Origin of the sequence: Bradyrhizobium sp. CCBAU 25360 (assembly GCF_028128695.1) — a bacterium.
Classification (GTDB): Bacteria; Pseudomonadota; Alphaproteobacteria; order Rhizobiales; family Xanthobacteraceae; genus Bradyrhizobium; species Bradyrhizobium ottawaense.
Window position 1 is genome coordinate 618,676 of record NZ_LBJA01000043.1, and the last position, 21,338, is coordinate 640,013.

Sequence of the window (21,338 nt, forward strand, 5' to 3'; positions counted from 1 at the left end):
TGGGCGGCGCGGGCTGCGACGGATTGACAATGGTCACGTTGCGGTTGGGCGTCGAAGGATCGTTGACGCCCTGGGCCCAGGCAGCGGCGGGCACAAGCAACGCAATGGCGATCAGAACTGGTCGTTTCATACGATATCTCCCGAGCATGAACGTCAGGGAGGCGATCACCGTTCCTTCACGGTTCGTTGGGTGAACCTTAGCGGGGGACGGCAACCAGCTTGCCGTCTCGCCAGACACCCTGGGCCGACTTTCCAGCAGGCAGCCTGCCTGAAAGGTTCCGAACGGCGGTCGGCCGCGAAGCAGCCTGATTGGTCTGCGCCTTTTTCGTGGGGGTCGTGATGATGCTCGAGCTCGTGGTGTTGGCCTGATCCTTGGTCCCTTGCGCAACGGCAGGCGAAACCACGAAGGTCAAAACCGTGAGGACTGCTAGAACGCCGCGCATGGTCGAGCACCAGAAAGAGAAGAGCTTGGCGAAATGTCACAGGTTCTCGCCCAAAAGCAAGCACCTTCGAACACCGCGCGAGGCCTTTGCGGACCCGCCAATCGAAGCCAAACCGGCTCAACTCGAGACGTTTGAAGCGGAAAGACCTAGCGAAATAGCCCTATCCGGGCTACTTGATCGGCCTTGATGACCGACTCCGGTGAAACTGCAGCCAACGCTCCCTCGGCGCAACAGATCAAAGCCGGGTTTATCCGTCTCCTGTCGAGCCGCATCCGCGCCGTATCCGACGATCCCCGGCAGATGCGGGAGATTGTCTATGAGCTGGCGCGCGTCAAGCTTATGGAGCAATTTACGCATGCCGACGCGCGGGAATCGCGCGAGTTTCAGCAAGTCCTCGAACGTGCCATCAAGGAGGTCGAGCGTTCCTTCGAGCGTAGCGCCGCGTCTGAGCCGCAAAAAATTGCGGCAACCGCAGCTCCGGTTCCCCCGTCCGTCCAGACCCCCGCTCCCCCGCCTATTCCGATATCGTCACCCGTTTCCGCTTCGCCGCCTGCTGCGAAGGACGCGGAAGCCGCGCGCCGTCCCGTGGCTTCGCAGCCCAAGCGGAGCGGCGCCTTCACTTTCCTGGTTCGACTGGCCGGCATTCTCCTGCTCATGGCCGGCGCCAGCAGCGCGGTGATCTATTGGCCGCGTTTGAGGACGCAAGTGGCCGCACTGTCACAGTTGGTGCTGCCATCCGAGCGCGCGCCGGGCAGCCCCGAGCCCCGGCCGGCCCCCGTCCCGACCCCGTCGGAGAGCGCGAGTGTCGAACGATCGCCCGACAGCGCAAAGGAGCCGGCGCCACCTGCACACCCCTCCATGCCTTTGCCGACGACCTTCGGCGTCTACGCGCTGAACGAGGGGCAACTCCAGGAACTGAAGCCGGTCCCCGGGAAGATTCCAGACCGCCGCGTTGCGATCTCGGCGGCCATCAACACGCCGAGTGCAACGACCCTGACAAGCGGAGATGTCAACTTCATCGTGTTCAGGCCGGACGGAAGCATTGAGGCAAGCGTGACCGAGGTTCGAGTCGTCGCGAAGGTGTCCCGGTCAATGGGCGTCGATGCCTCCGGCAAGGCCGCCATAGTCAGCGCGGGCGATTCCTGGGTCATTCGCAGCATGTCCTACCCCTACAAAGTGGGGCCGGTCGAGGATCAGCAGAGGATGCTGTTGCTGCAACCGGAGCAGGACGGCTTCACGCTTTCGCCGGGCCGCTACATCGTCGTCGTCAAAGGCATCGGCTACGATTTCACCGTGGCCGGGACGATCACCGATCCCAACCAATGCGTCGAACGCATCAACGCGGCGAACGGCGCGTTCTATTCTCCCTGCCCGCCGCCGCGTTAGATCGACGGCCGCTACTTACTAGGCTTGCCGTCCTTGGCCGCCTCCGCCGGCACGTCGTCGACCTTACCGTTGTTCGCGACGCATTTTTGGAAATATGCGCGCTGATCCTTGGCCGTTCCCTTGGCACTCCCGGCCGCCGGGTTGCCGATTTGCCTGGGCGGAAAGGCCTTGGCCACCGCCGCTTCGCATGCGCGCGCCACTTCGGCAGTGATGGCCGACGCCGTCGCCGGCGCAGCCAACGTCAACACGCATGCCAATCCAACCAACCTTCGCATATTCCTGACCGGCACCTTGCTGCTCCCTCGAAGCGTGAATGCTTGCCGGGACCATAGCAAAAAGGATCGACGCGCCAAACGGCAAAGCGGCGCCGAATTGTCACGCGGTCTGCCCTGGGCGTCTCGAAGGATGGCCGAGCGCGCGCAGCAAGAACTCCAATACTAGCTGTTGAGCTGCGGCGGCTTGAAATTCGGAAAACGCGTGAGCATTGCGGTCTTGACGAACTTCAAATGAGCAATGGTGCTTGCCAGCTCCTTGAGCCGCCGCTGGCCATTGGAGATGTCCGCCGCGAAGAGATCCTGGTGATGATTGTCGAGCGCCTCCCGCTCGAGGTACTCGTCGGTGCCGTTTCCAAAGGTGACGGATGCTCGCGCCAGCGCGTCATCGACACGTCGACTAAGGCCGACCTGCTCCCTCTCCGCATCTCGTAGCGCGGTGTCGATGGCGACCATAACGGCGTCGACCCTCGCGCGGTCTGTCTCCGCATCACGCTCGGCGGAGCGGGCTTTGAAGCCCTTGTCCTCACGGCGGGAGCCGAGGAGGTTGTGCGCGCGTGCTCTCAGGAACAGCTGAAACATGTGGGCCATCCCCATTTTCGAGATCTAAGCCGCTACCATCGGTCAGGCATAGTTAACAAAGCCTAAATCCTGCGTCCGCCCCGCCTGGCTTTGTGCGATCCAGGCCCGCCAGGCTCCTTCGTGCTTGGAATAGAGCTCGAGCCACCGAACGTCGTCAACCGCGGCCGCTCCCGTGCCTGCGCGGGCTTCGGCCACGATTTGCACCGTTTCCTTCGGTGCAAGATCCAGCGCCTCGAATTCCGCCGTCTCCTCCAGCGACAGGCCTATCAGAACACGATGCCCTTGCGCGTCAACAAAATATCTGCGCGGCGCGTTCTGCCGTTGATCAATCATTTGAATGACCCTCGCTCATGATCCAAGGACCTGGAAGATCTCTCAGATGCCGGCCATAGCTACAAACAAACGCAATCAAAATAAGAGCGCAAGTCGTCGCGCCCAGCAACGCAATCAGCCACGTCATCTACGCCTACCCGCGCGCCCTCCGGAAATAGAGGACTCGAATTCGCAATGAACTGATCCGTCTTAGGTTGCCTTTCCTGGGCCCTCAAGGACGGCGACAGATTAACCTAACCGCACATGGTTATTTCGACTTCGCCACGACCATGGGGCAATACGCGCGCAGTCCCGCGGTTACGATGGCCGCTGGGTACGACCGGCTTCCATCGAGGCGGGGGTATAGGGTGCGTAAAGACGATATCGTGCCGATCGCTTCCGCGAACGCCACGCCCGTACGCCATAGCCGCAGCCAAAGCCCGCGGCGAAAATCGAAATCAAAACCAAGGCAGCTAACATTGGAATGTTCCCACGTTTGCCGGAACGTTCCTCCCGCGCTCATTTTCATCTTTTCGTTGTGTCGACTTCAAGATCGTCACCGCTGAAACTTTTGTCAGACGAAGATGAAGTTTGTGCAACGTGATGCTTGAAGATTGGTCGGCACGCGAGGGCACAGAGCGCGGAGAAGAGGCTCAGTTCTTTTTACCAGAACTCGACAGGCCGACACCATGAACCCTCGTTCATTTGGCGCTTCAAACGTTGGACCGGCGCGGCTGAAAGCGACCGTCGGAAGGCGCGCATCGGATTCGCCAGCGAAACACCGTGGTTATACGGAGCGTCGCGCGTCGATTTCATCGCGGTAAGGTTGAGCAGTTAGCTTAATCCGCGTTGTTTGTTGCGAAGTCTCACCGATCGCATATCCATCTTCGCACCGGGCTCCCCCAAGCCCGGCCCCACCCAAGCAAAGCCGTCGAGCGAACATGGGTCGCTTGGCGGCTTTGTCGTTGTGTCGACAAGAGGATGATTTCGGTTATGGCGCGCAAGCCCTGGTCGTTCAAAGAAGACCGCCGGCTCATGGAGCTGGCCAAGTCTTCGGCTTCGCTGGAAGAGGCGGCGAAGGTTCTCGGACGCTCGCCTGATGCGATCAAGCGCATGGCATTGCGGCTTGGTCTTTCGCTGAAGCCTAAGACCGGGAAGAAGGGCTAGTCTTGGAAACAGTTCGTCGAGGACCCGTCCAGCTTTTCACAATGCAGGACGGAACCAAAGCAATCACTGGGTGTTATCCAGACTTCGCAGTGAGGTCTGGCAGTGGTCCATTTTGCCATTTCCGCAATGTTGATTTGGCTGGCGATTAACATCGCTTTTGTGGTGCTTCGGCTGCGGGTCGCCAGTGATCCCGCCGCGCCCCACACCGACAGGTCAGGCAGAGCTTATCCAGAGGCCGTCTCCGCCCGCCCCCGATGAGCGCGACCAAGCGTCCTGCCTTCAGTCCGCCCGGCCTATTCAGACCTAGTTGCGCGTCTTCTTCTGGGAACCCATCCCGGGGCTGGTGCCGTAGTTGGGTGTCCCCGTCCCCTTGAAAGCACCACCCATGCTGTCCGAACCGGAATTCGTCGCCGTGCCGCTGCGGGTAGTGGGCTGATTGCCCGATGGCTGGTCTTTGGTTCCCTGCGCCCAAGCCACGGAGATTCCGACGACCAACGACAGGAGGAGGCTTAACGTCCTGATCATACTGCTCAACTTTCAATGCTCGGGCCGCGCGACCATCAGTCAGGCAACCACTCGGTAGCCCTTCCGGACCGGTCCGCCCGTTAAACCCTATCTTAGCCCCCGCTGGCTAGAATCAATTCCCAAAATCAATTCCCAAGATCAGTCACAAAGCCTCTCCTGATTTCCGCCTGGACCGGATGAGATTACAGCGGCCGAACCTCTCGTTTGCGGCGCTCGTTATTGCGAGCACGATGGCGTTCGGGCTGGCGGGCCATTTTGCGGCAGACGGCGTCATTCGCCACCAGCAGGCGCACCAACTGAACGAGCTGACCGAGGTCGTTCTGCGCCGCTCCGAATTTGCGGTCGATTTCGCCGCGGCCAGCCTCGACGAACTCGCCAACCGTGATCTTGCCAGCTGCGCACCGGCAGCGCTGCAAGCCATCCGGCTCCACGTCTATCAGCGCTCGGCGATCAAGGACGTCCGTCTCGTCAACCCGGACGGATCGGTGATCTGCTCGGCCTATTCCGAGACGCTGGAGTTCGACAAGGGATGGGCGGATCGCCGCGACATGCTGCCCTCGCACGACAAGACGCTCTCGCTGTTCCGCGTGGAGCAGTTCGGCGGCGACGCATTGGGCGTGCTCAGGGACGTCAATCGCAGCTCCGCGCTGGTCGCCATCGTCGGCATCAACGCCGGCCTGTTCGATCTCATGCCCGCCGAGCTGCGCGCACACAGCGAGGTGATCCTCGCCTTGAGCAATGGCGAGAAGCTCGGCGAATTCCGGCTCGACGCCGACAGGCCCCTGTCAGAGCCGATCAGCTTCGACAGGCATTCCACGCGCTTCCCGCTTCACGCCACGATCCGGCTCGAGCACGCCGTGCTTTCGAGCTGGAACAGCGAGGCCTATTGGCCGGCGCTCGCGGTGGCCCTTGGGCTTGGCGCACTGTTCGGCATCCTGCTGGCACGCAGCCGCCGGATGGAAGGACCGGTCGCCGATCTCGATCGCGGCCTCGCGGCCGGCGAATTCAAGCCTTACTACCAACCCATCTTCGACCTCAGGACCGGCCAGATCACGGGCTGCGAGATTCTGGCGCGCTGGGTTCGTCGGGACGGCTCGGTGGTGCCGCCGATGAACTTCATTCCGCTGGCCGAATCCAGCGGGCGCATCCAGGTGATGACCTGGCAGATCCTGAAATCGGCACTCGCCGAACTGCAGGGCGTGCTGAAGGCGGACAAGACCTTCAAGATGTCCGTGAATGTCGTGCCCAAGCACCTATTGAGTGCCGGCTTCGTCGAGACGCTGCGTCGCACGGTCCTGGCGGCGAGAATCTCCGCACGCCAGATCGTGATTGAAGTCACCGAACGCGACGAGCTCGACGATCTCGCGCACGCCGCGACCGTCGTGGCCGAGCTGCGTGACCATGGCTTCCGCGTCGCAATCGACGACGTCGGCGTGGGTCACAGCGGTCTGTCGCGGCTGAAGGGGCTCGGCGCCAACACCATCAAGATCGACAAGTTCTTCGTCGACACCATCACCGTGGATGCATCGACCACGACGATCGTCGAGATGTTGGTCGCGCTGGCCAAGGACTTCCGCATGACGGTCGTAGCAGAAGGAATCGAGACCGAGGAGCAGCGCCGCGCCCTGATCGCCTCCGGCGTCGAGGAAGGACAGGGCTATCTCGTCGCCGCACCGCTGCCCTTTGCGAAATTCAGCGAGTTGGTCGATTCACGCCGCCACTCCGCATCCGCAGCGCCGGCCGGCGGCGTCCTGGTGGCCTGACCATCTTCGCTGCACGGCCTCCCGGCCGGCGATGGCGGCCAGGTTTTGGGCAGTCCTTGCCCCGGAAGAACGACGAGGCGCTTTAACGATATTCTCGTCTTTCGAAGCGGAATGGCCCTCGAGCCGCTATGGTGGGCCATGCGTCGAAATCACCTCATCGCAGCCGCGGGAATCTGCCTTGCCCTCATCGCCTATGCCACCTTGGCAAGGTTGGCGGGGCGGCCGGCGCTGATGGGGCATCACGAGGCCTACTGGATCGTCGTCATCGAGCGCTTCAGCGCCTATGGCCTGTTGGGCTTCCTGCTCGCCTTCCTGTTGCCCGGCCGGCTCGCCTTGGCCTGCTCGCTCGTCATCGCAGTCGCAATGGGGCTGGAAGTCCTGCAAACGCTGACCCCCGATCGTGATCCGGGTTTCCTGGACGTGCTGCAAAAGGCAGCAGGAGGCACCGTCGGCGTCATTCTCGCCCAGACGATCCTGGCCTTCTTACCTCGGCCGCCAGCCTGAGGCCCACGGCGCTGACAAATTCTTCAGCGCCAAAGCATGATCCGGAAAAGTGCGCAGCGGTTTTCCGAAAGATCATGCTTAAGTAACAACCTAAAGCGTGATGACGATCCATCCTAATCGCATCGCGCTTTAGGGCGACATCCCCCTACTTCATCATCTGCCCGCGCAATTCGCCGCCTGGGTTTGCGGCCGTATGAATGTTCGCGTACCATTTGCCGGCCAACAGGTCCGCCGCCTGGGCATCCGTGAGCGTGGCGCTGCCCTGGATAGGACTTTGGACCGTCTTGAAGGGCAAAGCGATGCCGGCGTTCTTGCCCGCATCACTGGGGCCATGAAAATGGGCGCCCATCGCCGGACCAGTCAGATTGGCAAACGTAATCGTATAGGTCAGAACTTTGGTCTGGGTGTCGAACGCGGCCTCGGCCTTGCCCGAACCGGACGAGCCGTTCGGAGGCACTTCATTGCTGCCCTTGAGGTCGGCCTGCAGCTTGACGACCTCCGCACGTGACGGCGCGGTTGTGACGATCAGCAGCCCACCGAGCATCACCGTTCCCAACAGCGTCACGCCGACCCGATACTTGGCTTTCCTCATGGCATTCTCCTACAGGCTCTACGGCCCGATGCGGTTGAAACCCCGGCCCCGGCTTGAAATTCCGGAGACGAGTCTATGCCTGATTCGCCAAAGGCTATCGGAGATACCACCGGCGTCGCTGTCGCCGCCGGTCCGAGGCTACGCTGCCCCGCGCTCGCGGAACCCGGTCGGGGCCAGGAGTTCGGCCATCTGCCTGTGCGTGCTCTGGAGCGCGGCGATGGCGCCGTCGAGATCGAAATCCGCCTCGCGAACGGACGCGAAGAACCTGGCCGTCAGCGCGAGGTCAAGCTTGACGCGCGTTGCGCCGTCGCGGCTCTTGCGACGGTCGAGCGACAGATGGATGGCCCGCATTCTGGCTTCTGCCGGCGTACAGCCGCTGAGTGTCGCCAGTTCGTCGTATGTCATCCAGATCTGAGGCATGGTCTCGTCCGTCCCTGATTGCCGCCTCATCCTAGATCTCTGCGCCTAAATGCACCGTTGCCGCGCCGCGGTCGCAGCCCGCTTCGCTGCGATAGCGTCAACGCAAGACTAAGATGCGGGAGGCCTGGAAGGCGCGGGAAATTGGCGCGGCCGCGAACGGCTGTCGAGGCCCTTGGGCAATTTGTCATTGAGCTTCACGACGGCGCCTCGAGCCTCCGTCGCCGGCGCATCCTCCTGGCTGTAGATCAGCGTCACCTCGAACATCACGTCGGGCGCTTCCCTGGCCGTTCCGGAGCAGGTCGCCATCGCACCGCTGCACACGCCGGCGAGGCGGACCTCGACCTCGTCCAGACCGAACACGGTCGGCGGCCCCTCGGCATAGCGCCGCGTGGTCAGGACGGCCGTGAAGCGCTGGTCGTCACCGAACTGATAGGAGCCGCCATAGGTGAAGAAGCTGTCGCTGCCGGAGATCCGTCCGTCCGCCAGATGCACGATGCCCGTGCCCTGGCCGCGCGGGGTCCTGAACCAGGCCGCATATTTGCCGTCTCGCATCATGGAAATGTCCGCCGTAAAATTCACTGGTATTTGCAACCAACTCTGGGGCGCGACAATGACCGACGCGGCGAGTATTCCGCGACGGTTAACGCCCTGCAAAGCCAACCCGTCAAATTGACGCCGCAGCCCGCGGCGACGTCGTCAAAACAATTCTATGCCGTCATCCGCGGTCTCGACCGCCTCGACCCGGCGCGTCGCGGCGATCGACTTAAGTCCTACCGCTTGCAGGAATTCGCGATGAACGTCCCGCTCGCGCTCCATCGTGTAGCGCGCGAAGAGATCGTCGAGGATCGCCTGATCCCGCAGCTCTGGCTGTAGCCGCTGCGCGCCTGCGCTCGCAGTCTCGAGCCGCGTGGCGACCGCAGGCAAGGCTGCGGAGCTTTCGCCGAGTCTCGTCATCAGACCCTGAGCCGAATTCATCAGCCTCTCGAACTCCGCGCCTTCGTCGACGAGCCGGCTCATCAGCTTGCCGAGCCGTTCATTGCCGGCCTCGACCTCGCGCAGCGCCTGAAGGATTTGCGGCTCGAGCTTGGCAAGCTGGGTGGGATCACCCTGCACGCGGAGCTCCTTCAGCTCATTGGCCGAGCGCTCGATACCATCGAGCACGGGCCTCAGGCGCCCCGCCCCCGCGGAGACCTGGTCGGCGGTCGCCTTGAGCTCGTTGGCGATGACGACGAAGGCGCTGCCGCGGCTGCCGAGATGGCTCGCCTTGAGGCCGGCATTCATTCCGATCAGCGTGATGTCGACGGTCGCCTCGGCAAGCCCGGCGATCGCCTGGCGAAATTTCGTCAGCGTGTCCTCGACGATCGCGAGCGCCTCGTCGACCGAGCGGCCGGCACTCTCGCAGGTGGCGATCAGGGTCGATGCGTGTGCCAGCGTCTGCTTGATGCGCGTCAGGAACGACGACGAGCCGCCCTCCTCGCCGCCGAACAGCGTGCGGCCGTGGCCGACGACGCCAGCATCGTGCAGGATCGCCGTCAGTGCGCCGACGATCTGACCGACGTCACCGCCGAACTCGCGCTGGGCATCCCTGAGCTGGGCCGCCTGCAACCGGCAAATCGCACCCACGCCGTCATCGCTCGGCACCGTTTCAGGAACGAGGCTCGGCGCGGATTCCGACGCAAGGCCGAGGCCATGGGACACGTGCTCGAGACGCTGACGCGTGCTGTCGCCCGCCTGCAGCGAGATGATCGCGCTGCCGACCGCCTCGGCGATCTTCCTGGTGCTGGCACTGGCGCGGTCGGCCAAATGGCTGCTCTTGCTGCGCTGGTCGCGTAACCCCGAATAGGCCGCGCCGAGCTCGGCGCTTTCCGACACCAATTGGGCCCGATACCGGCTCTCGAACTCCTTCTGCCGGCCGGAGGCGGTGGCAACCGCTTCGGACAGACGCTGCTGGTCCCGCGCGCAGCCTTCGATCGAGCGCTGCACGGCCCTGCCGAGATCGTAGGCTTCCTGGGTGAAGGCGAGAAAGCCCTCGCGGTCGCCGTCGAGCGAGGCCGCCTCGATCCGCGCGCTGCGCGCGATGATGGTGATCATCCCGATGTGCTTGAACAGCGGCTTGAGCAACGAAGACGCCTCTGCCGTGCTCTTGCCGATCGTCTCCAGCAGCGCGCTCTCCGCCGGCAGCGCCTGCGCCAACTCGCTCAGCCGCGCCGCGATCTCCTGCAGCGCCGTTGCGGCGCCCTCGATCTCGGCGCCGGAAAGCTCACCCGAGAGCGTAGCTAAGCCCTGGTTCAGCTCCTTGAAGATGAGGTGGCCGCGTCCGAGTTGCTGACCGACGCGCGCAAAGACGTCTTCGATGCGCGAGGAGACGTCCTCGATCGCGGTGGTTGCCTCGGTAAGTGTGTTGGCCGGAACGGGCGACATGGCCATCAACCTGCCACCGCGGCGTGCCCGGCCTGATACCAGAGCATGATCTCCCGCGGGATGTGATGCAGCGAAACGACCTTTTCGACGCCGCCATGGGCGATGGCTTCCTTGGGCATGCCGAACACCACGCAGCTCTCTTCGTCCTGCGCCCGCGTCGAGGCGCCGAGCTTGCGCATCTCCAGCATCCCGCGCGCGCCGTCGTCGCCCATCCCGGTCATGATGACGCCGAGCGCGTTGGCGCCGGCATGCTGGGCCGCCGAGCGGAACAACACGTCGACTGAGGGGCGATGCCGCGACACCGGCGGGCCGTCCTTGATCGCGATCTGGTAGCGCAGACCGATGCGCTGGAGCAGCATGTGGCGGGCGCCGGGCGCGATATAGGCGCAGCCCGGCAACACCGGCTCACCGTCCTCGGCTTCCTTGACCTTGATCTGGCAGACGCCGTCGAGACGCTTGGCAAAGGCCGCGGTGAAGCCTGCCGGCATGTGCTGGACGATGACAAGCGGCGGACAGTGCGCCGGCAGCATCTCGAGGACATCGTTGAGCGCCTCGGTCCCGCCGGTCGACGCACCGATACAGACGATGCGCTCCGTCGTCGGCCGGACCCTGCCCTGCACCGGCGGCGGGATGATGGCGTCGGCGGTCAGCTTCTTCTCGATGGCCCGGCGTTCCGCACGCGGGCGCACCCGCGCGCGCGCAGCCGACTTCACCGCCTCGCGCAGCCGTGTCGAGCATTCGAGCAGCGCCTGCCGCGTATCGATCTTCGGCTTCGGCACGATGTCGACCGCGCCCGCCTCGAACGCCTCGAACATCACGTTCGAGCCCTCTTCGGTCAGCGAGGAGCAGATGATCACCGGGATCGGGCGCTGCGCCATGATCTTGCGCAGGAACGTCATGCCGTCCATGCGCGGCATTTCCAGGTCGAGGATCATCACGTCGGGGATCTCGTTCTGGAGGCGCTTCGCCGCCACGAAAGGATCGGAGGCCGCTCCCATCACCTCGATATCGGGATCGTCGTTGAGAATCGTCTGCAGGATTTGGCGCACCGACGCCGAATCGTCCACGATCAGTACGCGAACCTTCTCCCTCGGCATCTTGGTTGCGCTCCGGCTAGACCTGAAAAATGGTTGGCTGAACCTGCTTCAGCCCGGGCACGGCACTGTGAATCATCGATTCCGAATGTCCGACCAGCAAATAGCCGCCCGGACGCAAATGGCTGCACAATTGCTCGACCACCTTGCGCTGGGTCTCGCGCTCGAAATAGATCAGGACGTTGCGGCAGAAGATGATGTCGACATCGCGATCGACCGGATAGGACTTGTCCATGAGGTTCATCCTCATGAAATGTGTCGCGCGCCGCAGCTCGGGTACGACCCGCACCTCACCGCGCGACTTGTCCCGCGACGTCGAAAAATATCGTTTCACGAATTGCTCCGGCACCGGGCCGAGCACGTCGCGCGTGTAGATCGCCGTCTTGGCGAGGCGCAGCACCGCGGTCGAGATGTCGGTCCCTAGAATGCGGTACTGGAAGCGCGATCCGTTCCGCGTCATGTCGTCCAGCACCATCGCGGTGGTGTAGGCCTCCATGCCGGTGGAGCTCGCCGAGCTCCAGATCTTCAGGTTCGCGTTCTTGCGTCCATGCGACTTGAGCAGGCCGGGAATCGCGACGTCGCGCATGAAGGTGAAGTGCTGCGGCTCGCGGAAGAAGTCGGTCTTGTTGGTCGTCACCACATCGATGAGATGGGTGAGCTCGGTATCGAAATGATCGGCCTCAAACAGGTTCTCGACATATTCGTTGAGACCGGTGAAGTTGAGCGCGCGCACGCGCTTGTGCAGCCGCCCCTCCAGCATCAGCCGCTTGCCCTGCGGCAGCTTGATGCCGACCTGGCCCTCGATCAGTTCGGCGATGGTGCGGAAGTGGCGGTCCGATAGATGCACGGCCGTATCCTGTACGGCGGGCATCATGGCCGCCGGCCCCGGTCCGCGACGGCCACCTGCACTGAATGTCGGGCCGTACGGGCCATCTCGAATCCTACGCGTTTAAACAACCGCTGAAAGAAGACCGGTCCACCGTCCCAGGGCAGACCGGCCCGCAAAACTCCTAGCGCTGGAAATCGGCGTCCCGATCGTCCTCGCCGTCATGCATGTCGAAGGCAAAACCGCCGCCACCGGCAACCTTCACGGCGCGGGCGGGCCTGGCCTGCACGACCTTTTTCGCCGGCCGCTCGGCAGCCGCCATGTTGGCCGCCTTGGCGCGCAGCTGGCTCACAGCCCGGTCGATCGGCGCCGGTGCCTGGCTCTTCACGCCGTGCTCGATGCGGAAATAGGCGATGGTGGACTGAAGCTGTTCGGCCTGCGAAGCGAGTTCCTCCGAGGTCGACGACACCTGCTCGGACGCGCTGGCGTTCTGCTGGCCGACCTTGTCGAGCTGCTGGATCGCCTGGTTGATCTGAGCCGATCCGACGTCCTGCTCGCGACAGGCCGCGGTGATCTCCTCAACGAGCTCGGCGGTCCTCTTGATGTCAGGGACCAGCTTGGAGAGCATGGAGCCCGCCTCCTGCGCCACCTTGACGGTGTCGGCCGAGAGCGTGCCGATCTCGGCCGCGGCGGCCTGGCTGCGCTCGGCGAGCTTGCGCACTTCGGAGGCGACCACCGCAAAGCCCTTGCCGTGCTCGCCGGCGCGCGCGGCCTCGACCGCGGCGTTGAGCGCGAGCAGATCGGTCTGCCGTGCGATCTCCTGCACGATCGTGATCTTCTCGGCGATGGTCTGCATCGCGTTGACGGCGCGGCCAACGGCAGCGCCGCTGGCCTCCGCGTCCTTGGCGGATTGCGCGGCGATCTTCTCGGTCTGGTTGGCGTTGTCGGCGTTCTGCTTCACGTTGGAGGCCATCTCCTCCATCGAGGAGGACGCTTCCTCGGCGGACGAGGCCTGCTCGGTCGCGCCCTGCGACAGCTGCTCGGCGCTCGCCGAGAGCTCCTGGCTGCCGGCGGAGACGTTCTGCGCCGCGGTCAGGGCTTCAGACACGATCTGGCGAAGCTTCTCCACCATGCGCTCGAGCGCAAGGCCCAGCGTGTCCTTGTCCGACAGCGGCTTGGCTTCGATCGTGAGGTTGCCCTGCGCGATCTCGTTGGCGACGGCCGCGGTGGCGTTCAGATTGGCGGTCATCGCGTTCAGGGATTTCACGAGATCGCCGATCTCGTCGTTGCTGGACGTATCGATCTTGTGGCTGAGATCGCCGATCGCGACGGCATCCGCCAGCCCGACGGCCTTGGCGAGGGACCGGCTGATATTGAGCGAGATCCAGACTGCGCCGATCGCGGCAACGATGAGCGAGACGATGACGAGGACGATCAGAACCAACTGGGCGCGACGGCTGTCTTCGTTGGACTGCACGGCCTGCTCGGCCATCTGCCTCTTCGTATTGGCGACATAGGCTCCCATCGCCTCCGTCGCATCTGCAACCACCTTGCGCCCGTCACCCATCGAGCGCTCGGTTGCCTTGGTCTTATCGGTCTTTGCCAGCCTGATCGTCTCTTCCTGATAGACGTTCATTCGGGCGTAGGCGCTGGCGAAGTTGTCGAGCAGCTTCCTGCCGCCTTCGCTGGCGAGGGCATGGACCTCGTCCCTGATCTTCATGGCCTCATCGCGGAGCTTGGCCGCGTTCACCGCGAATTCCTCGGCCTCGCCTGGCGTTCCCAGAATTGCGTTCTTTTCCGCCCTGACCTGCTGCCAGATGATCTTCTCGACCTCGGCTGCTTTCTCCATCCGCTTGGCGCGAAGCACCATGGAATCTGCGGTCGCGGCCATGTCGGACAACTTCATGTAGCTCACGGCGCCTGCTACCATGAACAGAAGAATGACGACGCCAAACGCGCTGGCGAGCTTGGCTTTGACGGTGAATCTCATTTTCAGTCTCGTTGGTTCGAATTGGGGTGATTACGCGTGACCACGCTTCACTCTTGCAAACTCAGGCGGCGCGAGGCGCATCTGTAGCCGTGTCGCGGCCTTCCGGAACTTCGTCATTGGCCATCAGCTTGGCGAGATCGAAAATCACGACGAACTTCTCGCCCTTGCGGCCGATGCCGCCGGCATAGTCCGATTGCCATTTCCCGCCGACCTCTGGCACGGGCTCGATCGCCTGCTCGTCGATGTCGGTGACCTCGAACACGCAATCGGCGACGAAGCCGACGCCGACGAGGCGGTCCTTCATCGGCACGTCGAGGATGATGATGCGGGTCGCTTCGGTGGCGGCCACGCTGGGCAGGCCGAGCTTGTTCCTGAGATCGACGATCGGATAGCCACTGCCGCGCACGTCGATCATGCCGAGCAGAAAGTTCGGCGCGTGCGGGAGCCGCGAGATCGGCCGCATGTCGAGAATCTCCCGGACGTTGCGGATGCTGATGCCGAACGTCTCGCCGGCGAGCCCGAGCGTCAGATATTGCGAGGTTGCGGCCATGATGCAGTCCAGGATTCCAGATTGGGAATGGGCACGGTCCGGCATAAGGCCGGACCGGTTGATCAGCGTTGGAACTCGGCGTCGCGATCGTCTTCGCCGTCATTCATGTCGAAGGCGAAGCCACCGCCACCGGCGACTTTCATCGCACGTGCCGGCTTGCGGGCAGGCACCGGCTTCTTCATGCCGCGATCGGCGGCCGCCATGTGCGCAGCCTTGGCCCGGAGCTGACCGACGGCGCGGTCGATCGGCTCGGCTGCCGCTTTCTCTCGGCGCGCAGCTTGCTCGATCCGGAAGAACGAGATGGTGGACTGCAGCTGCTCGGCTTGCGAGGCGAGCTCTTCCGAGGTCGACGACACCTGCTCGGAGGCGCTGGCGTTCTGCTGGCCGACCTTGTCGAGCTGCTGGATCGCCTGGTTGATCTGGGCCGAGCCGACGTCCTGCTCGCGGCAGGCCGCGGTGATCTCCTCGACCAGCTCAGCGGTCTTCTTGATGTCGGGCACGAGCTTGGACAGCATCTGGCCGGCTTCCTGGGCGACCTTCACGCTCTCCGTGGACAGCGTCCCGATGTCGGCTGCGGCGGCCTGGCTGCGCTCGGCAAGCTTACGCACTTCGGAGGCGACCACCGCAAAGCCCTTGCCGTGCTCGCCTGCGCGCGCGGCTTCCACGGCCGCGTTGAGCGCGAGCAGGTCGGTCTGGCGTGCGATCTCCTGCACGATCGTGATCTTCTCGGCGATGGTCTGCATCGCCTCGACGGCACGGCCCACGGCGACACCGCTGGCTTCGGCGTCCTTGGCCGACTGCCCCGCAATCTTCTCGGTCTGGTTGGCGTTGTCGGCATTCTGCTTCACGTTCGAGGCCATCTCCTCCATCGAGGAGGAGGCTTCCTCGGCGGACGAAGCCTGCTCGGTCGCGCCTTGCGAGAGCTGCTCGGCGCTCGCGGACAGCTCCTGGCTTCCGGCGGAGACGTTCTGCGCCGCAGTGATTGCCTCGGCGACGATCTGCCGGAGCTTTTCGACCATCCCATTCAGCGACTTGATGAGATCTCCGATCTCGTCGTTGCTCGCCGAAGGAATGGTCTGGCTGAGATCGCCCTCAGCGACCGCACCTGCAAGGCCAACGGCCCTTCCGAGCGAACGGCTGATCGAGATGGAAATCCAGAGCGCAGCCCCGATCGCGACCGCCAGCGAGATGCCGATCAGCGTCATCAGCAGGAATTGGGCCTGGTGCCCCTCTGCCTTGGACTGGACGGCCTGCTCTGCCATCTGCTTCTTCGTATTGGCGACATAGGCGCCCATGGATTCCATCGCGTCTGCGACGACCTTGCGGCCGTCACCCATCGAGCGCTCCATGGCCTTCGTCTTGTCGGTCTTCGCCAGCCGGATCGTTTCTTCCTGGTAGGTATTCATCTTCGCGTATGTGGCTGCAAAGCTGTCGAGCAGCTTCCTGCCGCCCTCGCTCGCCAGCGCGTAGACTTCGTCCCTGGTCTTCATCGCTTCCTCGCGAAGCCTGGCGGCCTCGGCGGCAAACTGTTCGGCCTGAGCCTCCGTGCCGAGCACCGAGTTCTTCTCGGCGCGCAGCTGAAGCAGGATGTCCTTTTCGATCTGCGTCGCCTTTTCCATGCGGTTTGCGCGCAGAACCATGCTGTCGGCGGTCGCCATCATGTCGCCGAGCTTCATGTAAGCCACGCCGCCCGCGATCCCGGACAGGACGATGATCACGCCGAACGCACTGGCAAGCTTTGCCTTGACGGTAAATCTCATTTCCAGCCCCTACCCCGGTCTCGCCCGAGACCTCATCTCAATTTAGAATGCGTTCCATGTTCGGAACGATGACGAACTCTTCACGCCACTTGGCAATGAAGCGAATGAACTCCGGCTTCCAGTGCATGCCGACGCGCGGTGTTTGCTGCACGTCGGTCTGGGAGATCTCCGTGACCTCGTAGACCTTGTCGGCGGTGACGCCGACCAGGACCGGCTCGCTGTCGAGCTCGAGCTCGATGACCACGATGCGCGTATCGGCGGAATCATCGAGCTGCGGCATGCCGAAGCGGATGCGCAGGTCGGCGAGCGGAATGACGTTGCCGCGCACGTTGATCACGCTGGGAACGAAGGCGCGCGCGCCTGCCACCTTGGTCACGGGGACGGGATCGATGATCTCGCGCACGAGGCCGGCGTCGAGCGCGAACTTCTCCTCGCCAAGGCCGATCATCACGACCTGCATCGCGTCAGCCTGCCGTTCGCCAGCCAAACCATCGTTCATCACGCCGCCTCGCTGATATGCTGCTTCTCGACCTTCGACTGCGCCAACGCGACGAGCTGCGCGACGTCGAGGATCAATGCCGCCGTGCCATCGCCCAGGATGGTCGCGCCCGAGAACATCGTGACATCCGAATGCAGCTTTGAGAGCGACTTGATCACGGTCTGGTGGTTGCCGATGATCTGGTCGGCGACGAGGCCGACGTGAGTCTCACCGGTCGAGATGATGATCGTCTTCTGATGACGGTCGGGCGTGCCCGATGCCGTCATGATCTCGCGCAGCCGGAGGAAGGGCACGAGATTGCCGCGCACGTTGAGGAAATTTCGACCGCGGGAGCGCTCGTCCTCGGCGGTCAGCTCGATGCATTCCTCGACCGCGGACAGCGGAATGATGTAACGGCCTTCGCCGACGCGGATCAGAAGACCTTCGATGATTGCCAGCGTCAGCGGCAGGCGCAGCGTCACCGTGGTGCCCTGGCCTGGCCGGGTCGACAGGTCGATCGAGCCCCGCATGTTCTCGATGGTACGCTTGACCACGTCCATGCCGACGCCACGGCCCGACAGCGCCGAGATGGTCTGCGCGGTCGAGAAGCCGGGATGGAACAGGAACTGATGGATCTCATGATCGGTGAGCACGGCGCCAGTCGCAATCAGCCCCTGCTCTTCGGCTTTGGCACGGATGCGCGCGGTGTTGAGGCCGCCGCCATTGTCCTTCACAGTGACGAGCACCTGTGCGCCGGAATGGACGGCCGCGAGCTCGATCCGGCCCTGCTCGGTCTTGCCATTGGCGGCGCGCGTGGCGGTGTCTTCGATACCGTGGTCGACGGCATTGCGGATCAGATGCACCAGCGGATCTGCCAGGCACTCGATCATGGTCTTGTCGAGCTCGGTATCTTCTCCCGAGGTGACGAATTCGACGGGCTTGGACAGATCGCGCGACAGATCATGCACGAGGCGGCGGAAACGGCCGAACAGCGAGCCGATCGGCACCATGCGCGCACCCATCGTGGTATCGCGCAGTGAGGAGGCCAGGCGCTCGATCTCCTCGGCGATCATCTTGATCGAGAGGTCGGAGCCGGAAGCGGCGAGCTGGGTCAGCCGCGCCTGGGCGATGACGAGCTCGCCAACGCGGTCCATCAGCTCGTCGAGGCGCTCGGCCTGGACGCGAACGGTGGCGATGCCGCGATCGTCGCGCTTGGCCTCGAGCTTCGGTTCAGGCTTTGATTCCGATTTCGGCTCCGCCTTTGCGACGAGCTGCTCGGCGACCGGCGCGGCAGCAGCCTCGACCGGCGGCGCAGGCTCGACTACCGGAGCCAGCTCCTCGTCGAGCAGCTGGAACAGCGGTGCCGGCGCAGGCGCTTCGACATGCTCCAGGGGCGACAGCGTCAGCTTCATCTCGTCCTGGACGAACATGAAGACGTCGTCGATCGCATCCTTGTCGCAGGCCGCGTGCAGCTTGACGTCCCACTTCAGATAGCAGTCTTCCGGCTCCATCTCGTCGAGGAACGGGACGCCGTCGGTGACAGGCACGACGAAGCAGGGGCCGAGCTTGCAGAGGTCTTCCAGCAGGTCGAGCGGATTCGAGCCGTTGCGCAGGATATGGGTTTCGAATTCCAGATAGAGGTGCCAGCCGGCCTGGTTGCTCCCGGCGGGAGCCAGCAGCGGGGCTTCGGCAATCTCCATCACCGCTGCACCCGGCTGGTCGGCCGAGACGAAGCGCTTGAGGTCGTCGAGGATGGCCTCGCCGATGATGTCGTCGGTCGACTGGGGATCTTCGATCAACGCGCGGATGTAGTCCTTGGCGGCGAGCGCGACCGAGATCAGCTCCTGGGTCGGCTTGATCTCGCCCTTGCGGACGCGGTCGAAGGCGGTCTCGAATTCGTGGGTGAAAGAGGCGACCTTGTCGAAGCCGAACATGGCGCCCGAGCCCTTGATCGTATGCAGGGCGCGGAAGGCGGAATCGACCAGTTCGCGGTCGTCGGGACGCTGGCCGAGATCGAGCAGGGCCCCTTCAAGAACTTCGAAGAGCTCGCTGGCTTCCTGACGAAAGACCTCGGTCGGGTCCATTGCGCTCATGCGCGCACCAGCTTGCCGACCACGGCGAGCAACTGCTCAGGCTTGAACGGTTTGGTGATCCAGCCGGTGGCGCCGGCGCTCTTGGCTTCCTGCTTCACCGTGTCGTTGGATTCAGTCGTCAGGAACACGATGGGCATGCCGACCGCGCTCGGCAGCTTGCGCAGCGCCCGGATCAGCTCCAGCCCGTTCATGACGGGCATGTTGAGGTCGGTGATCACGAGATCGAGCTTGCCGGCCTGCGCCTTGGCGAGCCCTTGCGCACCATCGCCGGCCTCGATCACGCTGTGACCGGCCGGCTCGAGCACCACCTTGATCATTTGCCGGATGCTGGGGGAATCGTCGACGGTCAGAATCGTGGCCATTAGGTGCCATCTTTCTTTTGCGGGAAATGCTGATCGATCATCGCCTCGCTGGTGAAGCCGGCGCGGCGAAGGGTGTTGCGAAGAGACTGTGAGAATGAGGTCAGCACCACCGGGCGGCCCTGGGCCTGCCCCGTCTTGGCTGTCGACAGCAGAAGCTGGATCGAGGTCACGTCGGCCTTGTCGACGCTCGAACAGTCGATCTCGAGCCGCTCCTGGCGGCCGAACGCCTCGCGAATGAGCTCATAGACATTGCGAATGGCCGCGATGCTGCAATCGGCGGGCAACCGCAACGACCACTTCGGCTCCGTGGGATTGAGCGCCATCGCTGCCCCGCCTTTGCTAAAATTCCACTACTCGTTTGACGCGAATCCGGTGAGCAAACCCCTAACACGGGCATCCGTACAACTACGGGTCACATTCTCGCGGAATTCGCGCAACTGTATGCAGGCGTGCACAGCCTCCTGAAATCTTTCATGCGCGGCGCGCATATCCGCGGCGCGGTTGCTCCCGTACGGCGCATTTGCTTCGCGTTAAATTCGCTCGGGTTATGGCGTGGGTTCGTGTCTTTGCCAGCGAAGAGAGCCCCGGCCGCCGATGCTGACCCAAGCACTTCTGGTTGACGACAGCCGCTCCGTCCTCAACTTCCTGAAACGTCACATCGAGGCTGAAGGCCTGGTCGAGGCCACCACCTTCCTCGATCCCGTGGAAGCGCTGACCTGCGCGCGCGAACGCGGCTTCGATCTCGTGCTGGTCGACTACGAGATGCCGCACATGGATGGCATCAGCTTCATCCGCACCTTCCGTGCCCTGCCCGGCTGTGCCGACATCCCGATCGCGATGATCACGTCGCGACAGACCGATGACGTCAAGATGGAAGCGCTGCAGGCCGGTGCAACCGATTTCCTGCCCAAGCAGCCGCAGAGCGTCGAGATGACGGTGCGCCTGCGGAATTTGATTCAGCTTGGTGCAGCCGTACGCAAGCTCAACGACCGTGCGGCGCATCTGGCCAGCGAAGTCGCAGCCGCGACACGAAAGCTCGGCGAACGCGAGGAGGAGATCATCCTGCGGCTCGCGCTCGCGGTGGAATACCGTGACAACGACACCGGCGAGCACACGCTGCGGGTTGCCAGGTACAGCCGCATCATCGCCGAGCAGCTCGGACTGCCGGCCCGGCTTTGCCGCGACATTTATCTGGCCGCGCCCCTGCATGACGTCGGCAAGGTCGCCATTCCCGACAACATTCTGCTCAAGCCCGGCAGGCTGACCGACGACGAGATGGCGGTGATCCGCACCCATGCAACCATCGGCGAGCGGATCCTGGCGGACTCCGGTTGCGAGCTGATCCAGCTCGGTGCGCAAATTGCCGCAGGCCATCACGAACGCTGGGACGGTGCGGGCTATCCAAACGGTCTGAAGGCAGACGAGATTCCGGTCGCCGCGCGCGTGGTCGCGGTGGCCGACGTCTTCGACGCGCTGACGACACGACGACCATATAAAGAGCCGATGCCGATCGAGGTGGCCCGCGGCTATTTGGTCGAGAACAAGGGGCGGCAGTTCGATCCGGCCTGCGTCGAGGCCTTCTTGTCGCGCTGGGACGAGGTGGTCGAGATCTCCGGTGAGCGGGCGACGCCGTTTCACAAGGCCGAGGCTCCGCTCACTCCGATCATGGCGTCTCCGGCCGAGGGCCGTTCGCCCGAGGCTGTCACGGCCACCTGATTTCGCCGTCCGGCCAACAGCTTGGCCCCCTCCTTTGTCGGCGATGGCCGGCTTGAACCACTTCCTGCTAGAGTGCACCAAT

At 63.7% G+C, this 21,338-nt stretch carries 21 protein-coding genes; 5 read left to right on the plus strand and 16 right to left on the minus strand.

The genetic code is table 11. From position 1 onward, the window contains the following. The first annotated feature begins 629 nt into the window (after nucleotides 1–629). Complete coding sequence (locus XH81_RS29835) at nucleotides 630–1,829, plus strand: hypothetical protein (RefSeq protein ID WP_028142316.1); 1,200 nt, start codon at nucleotides 630–632, stop codon at nucleotides 1,827–1,829. A gap of 11 nt (nucleotides 1,830–1,840) precedes the next feature. Here the strand turns inward: XH81_RS29835 and XH81_RS29840 are convergent, their stop codons facing one another. From XH81_RS29840 to XH81_RS29850, 3 genes are all read right to left on the minus strand, one after another. After that, nucleotides 1,841–2,077, minus strand: a complete 237-nt coding sequence (locus XH81_RS29840; RefSeq protein ID WP_240536527.1) for a hypothetical protein — start codon at nucleotides 2,075–2,077, stop codon at nucleotides 1,841–1,843. A gap of 189 nt (nucleotides 2,078–2,266) precedes the next feature. Then, nucleotides 2,267–2,683 carry a hypothetical protein gene (locus XH81_RS29845; RefSeq protein ID WP_028142314.1) on the minus strand — a complete coding sequence of 139 codons (417 nt, stop codon included), beginning with the start codon at nucleotides 2,681–2,683 and terminating at the stop codon, nucleotides 2,267–2,269. Nucleotides 2,684–2,725: 42 nt separating this feature from the next. Then, a complete protein-coding gene (locus XH81_RS29850; RefSeq protein WP_028142313.1) occupies nucleotides 2,726–3,016 on the minus strand; it encodes a hypothetical protein in 291 nt (96 codons plus the stop codon). A 972-nt stretch (nucleotides 3,017–3,988) separates the two neighbouring features. Between XH81_RS29850 and XH81_RS29855 the strand changes: the two genes are divergently transcribed. From XH81_RS29855 to XH81_RS29865, 3 genes are all read left to right on the plus strand, one after another. Continuing rightward, complete coding sequence (locus tag XH81_RS29855; RefSeq protein ID WP_162832246.1) at nucleotides 3,989–4,162, plus strand: hypothetical protein; 174 nt, start codon at nucleotides 3,989–3,991, stop codon at nucleotides 4,160–4,162. 701 nt (nucleotides 4,163–4,863) lie between these two features. Next, entirely contained in the window at nucleotides 4,864–6,450 is a 1,587-nt protein-coding gene (locus XH81_RS29860) for an EAL domain-containing protein (RefSeq protein ID WP_028142311.1), read from the plus strand. A 138-nt stretch (nucleotides 6,451–6,588) separates the two neighbouring features. Next, the gene (locus XH81_RS29865; protein WP_018317055.1) at nucleotides 6,589–6,954 is read left to right on the plus strand and encodes an antibiotic resistance protein VanZ; all 366 of its coding nucleotides are present in this window, start codon (nucleotides 6,589–6,591) and stop codon (nucleotides 6,952–6,954) included. Nucleotides 6,955–7,099: 145 nt separating this feature from the next. On the opposite strand, the gene XH81_RS29870 is transcribed toward XH81_RS29865, so the two are convergent. The 13 genes from XH81_RS29870 to XH81_RS29930 all read right to left on the minus strand — a co-directional run bounded on the left by XH81_RS29870 (nucleotide 7,100) and on the right by XH81_RS29930 (nucleotide 19,863). After that, the gene (locus XH81_RS29870; protein ID WP_038949582.1) at nucleotides 7,100–7,546 is read right to left on the minus strand and encodes a CHRD domain-containing protein; all 447 of its coding nucleotides are present in this window, start codon (nucleotides 7,544–7,546) and stop codon (nucleotides 7,100–7,102) included. Nucleotides 7,547–7,684: 138 nt separating this feature from the next. Continuing rightward, entirely contained in the window at nucleotides 7,685–7,966 is a 282-nt protein-coding gene (locus XH81_RS29875) for a hypothetical protein (RefSeq protein ID WP_028142309.1), read from the minus strand. Between the two features lie 108 nt (nucleotides 7,967–8,074). After that, entirely contained in the window at nucleotides 8,075–8,521 is a 447-nt protein-coding gene (locus XH81_RS29880; protein WP_028142308.1) for a hypothetical protein, read from the minus strand. A 141-nt stretch (nucleotides 8,522–8,662) separates the two neighbouring features. After that, nucleotides 8,663–10,387: a chemotaxis protein gene (locus tag XH81_RS29885; protein ID WP_333913874.1), complete on the minus strand. Its 1,725-nt coding sequence runs from the start codon at nucleotides 10,385–10,387 to the stop codon at nucleotides 8,663–8,665. Nucleotides 10,388–10,392: 5 nt separating this feature from the next. Further along, complete coding sequence (locus tag XH81_RS29890; protein WP_271596492.1) at nucleotides 10,393–11,484, minus strand: protein-glutamate methylesterase/protein-glutamine glutaminase; 1,092 nt, start codon at nucleotides 11,482–11,484, stop codon at nucleotides 10,393–10,395. A 16-nt stretch (nucleotides 11,485–11,500) separates the two neighbouring features. Beyond that, entirely contained in the window at nucleotides 11,501–12,355 is an 855-nt protein-coding gene (locus tag XH81_RS29895; RefSeq protein ID WP_028142306.1) for a CheR family methyltransferase, read from the minus strand. A 136-nt stretch (nucleotides 12,356–12,491) separates the two neighbouring features. Beyond that, nucleotides 12,492–14,297 carry a methyl-accepting chemotaxis protein gene (locus XH81_RS29900; RefSeq protein WP_271596493.1) on the minus strand — a complete coding sequence of 602 codons (1,806 nt, stop codon included), beginning with the start codon at nucleotides 14,295–14,297 and terminating at the stop codon, nucleotides 12,492–12,494. A 61-nt stretch (nucleotides 14,298–14,358) separates the two neighbouring features. Continuing rightward, the gene (locus tag XH81_RS29905) at nucleotides 14,359–14,847 is read right to left on the minus strand and encodes a chemotaxis protein CheW (RefSeq protein ID WP_028142304.1); all 489 of its coding nucleotides are present in this window, start codon (nucleotides 14,845–14,847) and stop codon (nucleotides 14,359–14,361) included. 62 nt (nucleotides 14,848–14,909) lie between these two features. Beyond that, nucleotides 14,910–16,607: a methyl-accepting chemotaxis protein gene (locus XH81_RS29910; RefSeq protein WP_028142303.1), complete on the minus strand. Its 1,698-nt coding sequence runs from the start codon at nucleotides 16,605–16,607 to the stop codon at nucleotides 14,910–14,912. A gap of 37 nt (nucleotides 16,608–16,644) precedes the next feature. Continuing rightward, nucleotides 16,645–17,106 (minus strand): chemotaxis protein CheW, encoded by a 462-nt coding sequence (locus XH81_RS29915; RefSeq protein ID WP_038974359.1) that lies wholly within the window; start codon nucleotides 17,104–17,106, stop codon nucleotides 16,645–16,647. Further along, nucleotides 17,106–19,178 carry a chemotaxis protein CheA gene (locus tag XH81_RS29920; RefSeq protein ID WP_271596494.1) on the minus strand — a complete coding sequence of 691 codons (2,073 nt, stop codon included), beginning with the start codon at nucleotides 19,176–19,178 and terminating at the stop codon, nucleotides 17,106–17,108. The genes XH81_RS29915 and XH81_RS29920 overlap by 1 nt, the downstream gene beginning before the upstream one ends. After that, nucleotides 19,175–19,540, minus strand: coding sequence for a response regulator (locus XH81_RS29925; RefSeq protein WP_018317043.1), 366 nt, complete (start codon nucleotides 19,538–19,540; stop codon nucleotides 19,175–19,177). The genes XH81_RS29920 and XH81_RS29925 overlap by 4 nt, the downstream gene beginning before the upstream one ends. Continuing rightward, nucleotides 19,540–19,863: an STAS domain-containing protein gene (locus XH81_RS29930; RefSeq protein WP_018317042.1), complete on the minus strand. Its 324-nt coding sequence runs from the start codon at nucleotides 19,861–19,863 to the stop codon at nucleotides 19,540–19,542. The genes XH81_RS29925 and XH81_RS29930 overlap by 1 nt, the downstream gene beginning before the upstream one ends. A gap of 271 nt (nucleotides 19,864–20,134) precedes the next feature. On the opposite strand from XH81_RS29930, the gene XH81_RS29935 reads away from it, so the two are divergent. Then, nucleotides 20,135–21,256 carry an HD domain-containing phosphohydrolase gene (locus XH81_RS29935; RefSeq protein ID WP_271596495.1) on the plus strand — a complete coding sequence of 374 codons (1,122 nt, stop codon included), beginning with the start codon at nucleotides 20,135–20,137 and terminating at the stop codon, nucleotides 21,254–21,256. Nucleotides 21,257–21,338: the final 82 nt, after the last annotated feature.

What these genes read in the sequence shown, in the direction of transcription:
- XH81_RS29835 (WP_028142316.1), top strand. Translation starts at nt 630, where the DNA reads ATGACCGACTCCGGTGAAACTGCAGCCAACGCTCCCTCGGCGCAACAG.
- XH81_RS29845 (WP_028142314.1), bottom strand. Translation starts at nt 2,683, where the DNA reads ATGTTTCAGCTGTTCCTGAGAGCACGCGCGCACAACCTCCTCGGCTCC.
- XH81_RS29850 (WP_028142313.1), bottom strand. Translation starts at nt 3,016, where the DNA reads ATGATTGATCAACGGCAGAACGCGCCGCGCAGATATTTTGTTGACGCG.
- XH81_RS29855 (WP_162832246.1), top strand. Translation starts at nt 3,989, where the DNA reads ATGGCGCGCAAGCCCTGGTCGTTCAAAGAAGACCGCCGGCTCATGGAG.
- XH81_RS29860 (WP_028142311.1), top strand. Translation starts at nt 4,864, where the DNA reads ATGAGATTACAGCGGCCGAACCTCTCGTTTGCGGCGCTCGTTATTGCG.
- XH81_RS29865 (WP_018317055.1), top strand. Translation starts at nt 6,589, where the DNA reads ATGCGTCGAAATCACCTCATCGCAGCCGCGGGAATCTGCCTTGCCCTC.
- XH81_RS29870 (WP_038949582.1), bottom strand. Translation starts at nt 7,546, where the DNA reads ATGAGGAAAGCCAAGTATCGGGTCGGCGTGACGCTGTTGGGAACGGTG.
- XH81_RS29875 (WP_028142309.1), bottom strand. Translation starts at nt 7,966, where the DNA reads ATGCCTCAGATCTGGATGACATACGACGAACTGGCGACACTCAGCGGC.
- XH81_RS29880 (WP_028142308.1), bottom strand. Translation starts at nt 8,521, where the DNA reads ATGATGCGAGACGGCAAATATGCGGCCTGGTTCAGGACCCCGCGCGGC.
- XH81_RS29885 (WP_333913874.1), bottom strand. Translation starts at nt 10,387, where the DNA reads ATGTCGCCCGTTCCGGCCAACACACTTACCGAGGCAACCACCGCGATC.
- XH81_RS29890 (WP_271596492.1), bottom strand. Translation starts at nt 11,484, where the DNA reads ATGCCGAGGGAGAAGGTTCGCGTACTGATCGTGGACGATTCGGCGTCG.
- XH81_RS29895 (WP_028142306.1), bottom strand. Translation starts at nt 12,355, where the DNA reads ATGATGCCCGCCGTACAGGATACGGCCGTGCATCTATCGGACCGCCAC.
- XH81_RS29900 (WP_271596493.1), bottom strand. Translation starts at nt 14,297, where the DNA reads ATGAGATTCACCGTCAAAGCCAAGCTCGCCAGCGCGTTTGGCGTCGTC.
- XH81_RS29905 (WP_028142304.1), bottom strand. Translation starts at nt 14,847, where the DNA reads ATGGCCGCAACCTCGCAATATCTGACGCTCGGGCTCGCCGGCGAGACG.
- XH81_RS29910 (WP_028142303.1), bottom strand. Translation starts at nt 16,607, where the DNA reads ATGAGATTTACCGTCAAGGCAAAGCTTGCCAGTGCGTTCGGCGTGATC.
- XH81_RS29915 (WP_038974359.1), bottom strand. Translation starts at nt 17,106, where the DNA reads ATGAACGATGGTTTGGCTGGCGAACGGCAGGCTGACGCGATGCAGGTC.
- XH81_RS29920 (WP_271596494.1), bottom strand. Translation starts at nt 19,178, where the DNA reads ATGAGCGCAATGGACCCGACCGAGGTCTTTCGTCAGGAAGCCAGCGAG.
- XH81_RS29925 (WP_018317043.1), bottom strand. Translation starts at nt 19,540, where the DNA reads ATGGCCACGATTCTGACCGTCGACGATTCCCCCAGCATCCGGCAAATG.
- XH81_RS29930 (WP_018317042.1), bottom strand. Translation starts at nt 19,863, where the DNA reads ATGGCGCTCAATCCCACGGAGCCGAAGTGGTCGTTGCGGTTGCCCGCC.
- XH81_RS29935 (WP_271596495.1), top strand. Translation starts at nt 20,135, where the DNA reads ATGCTGACCCAAGCACTTCTGGTTGACGACAGCCGCTCCGTCCTCAAC.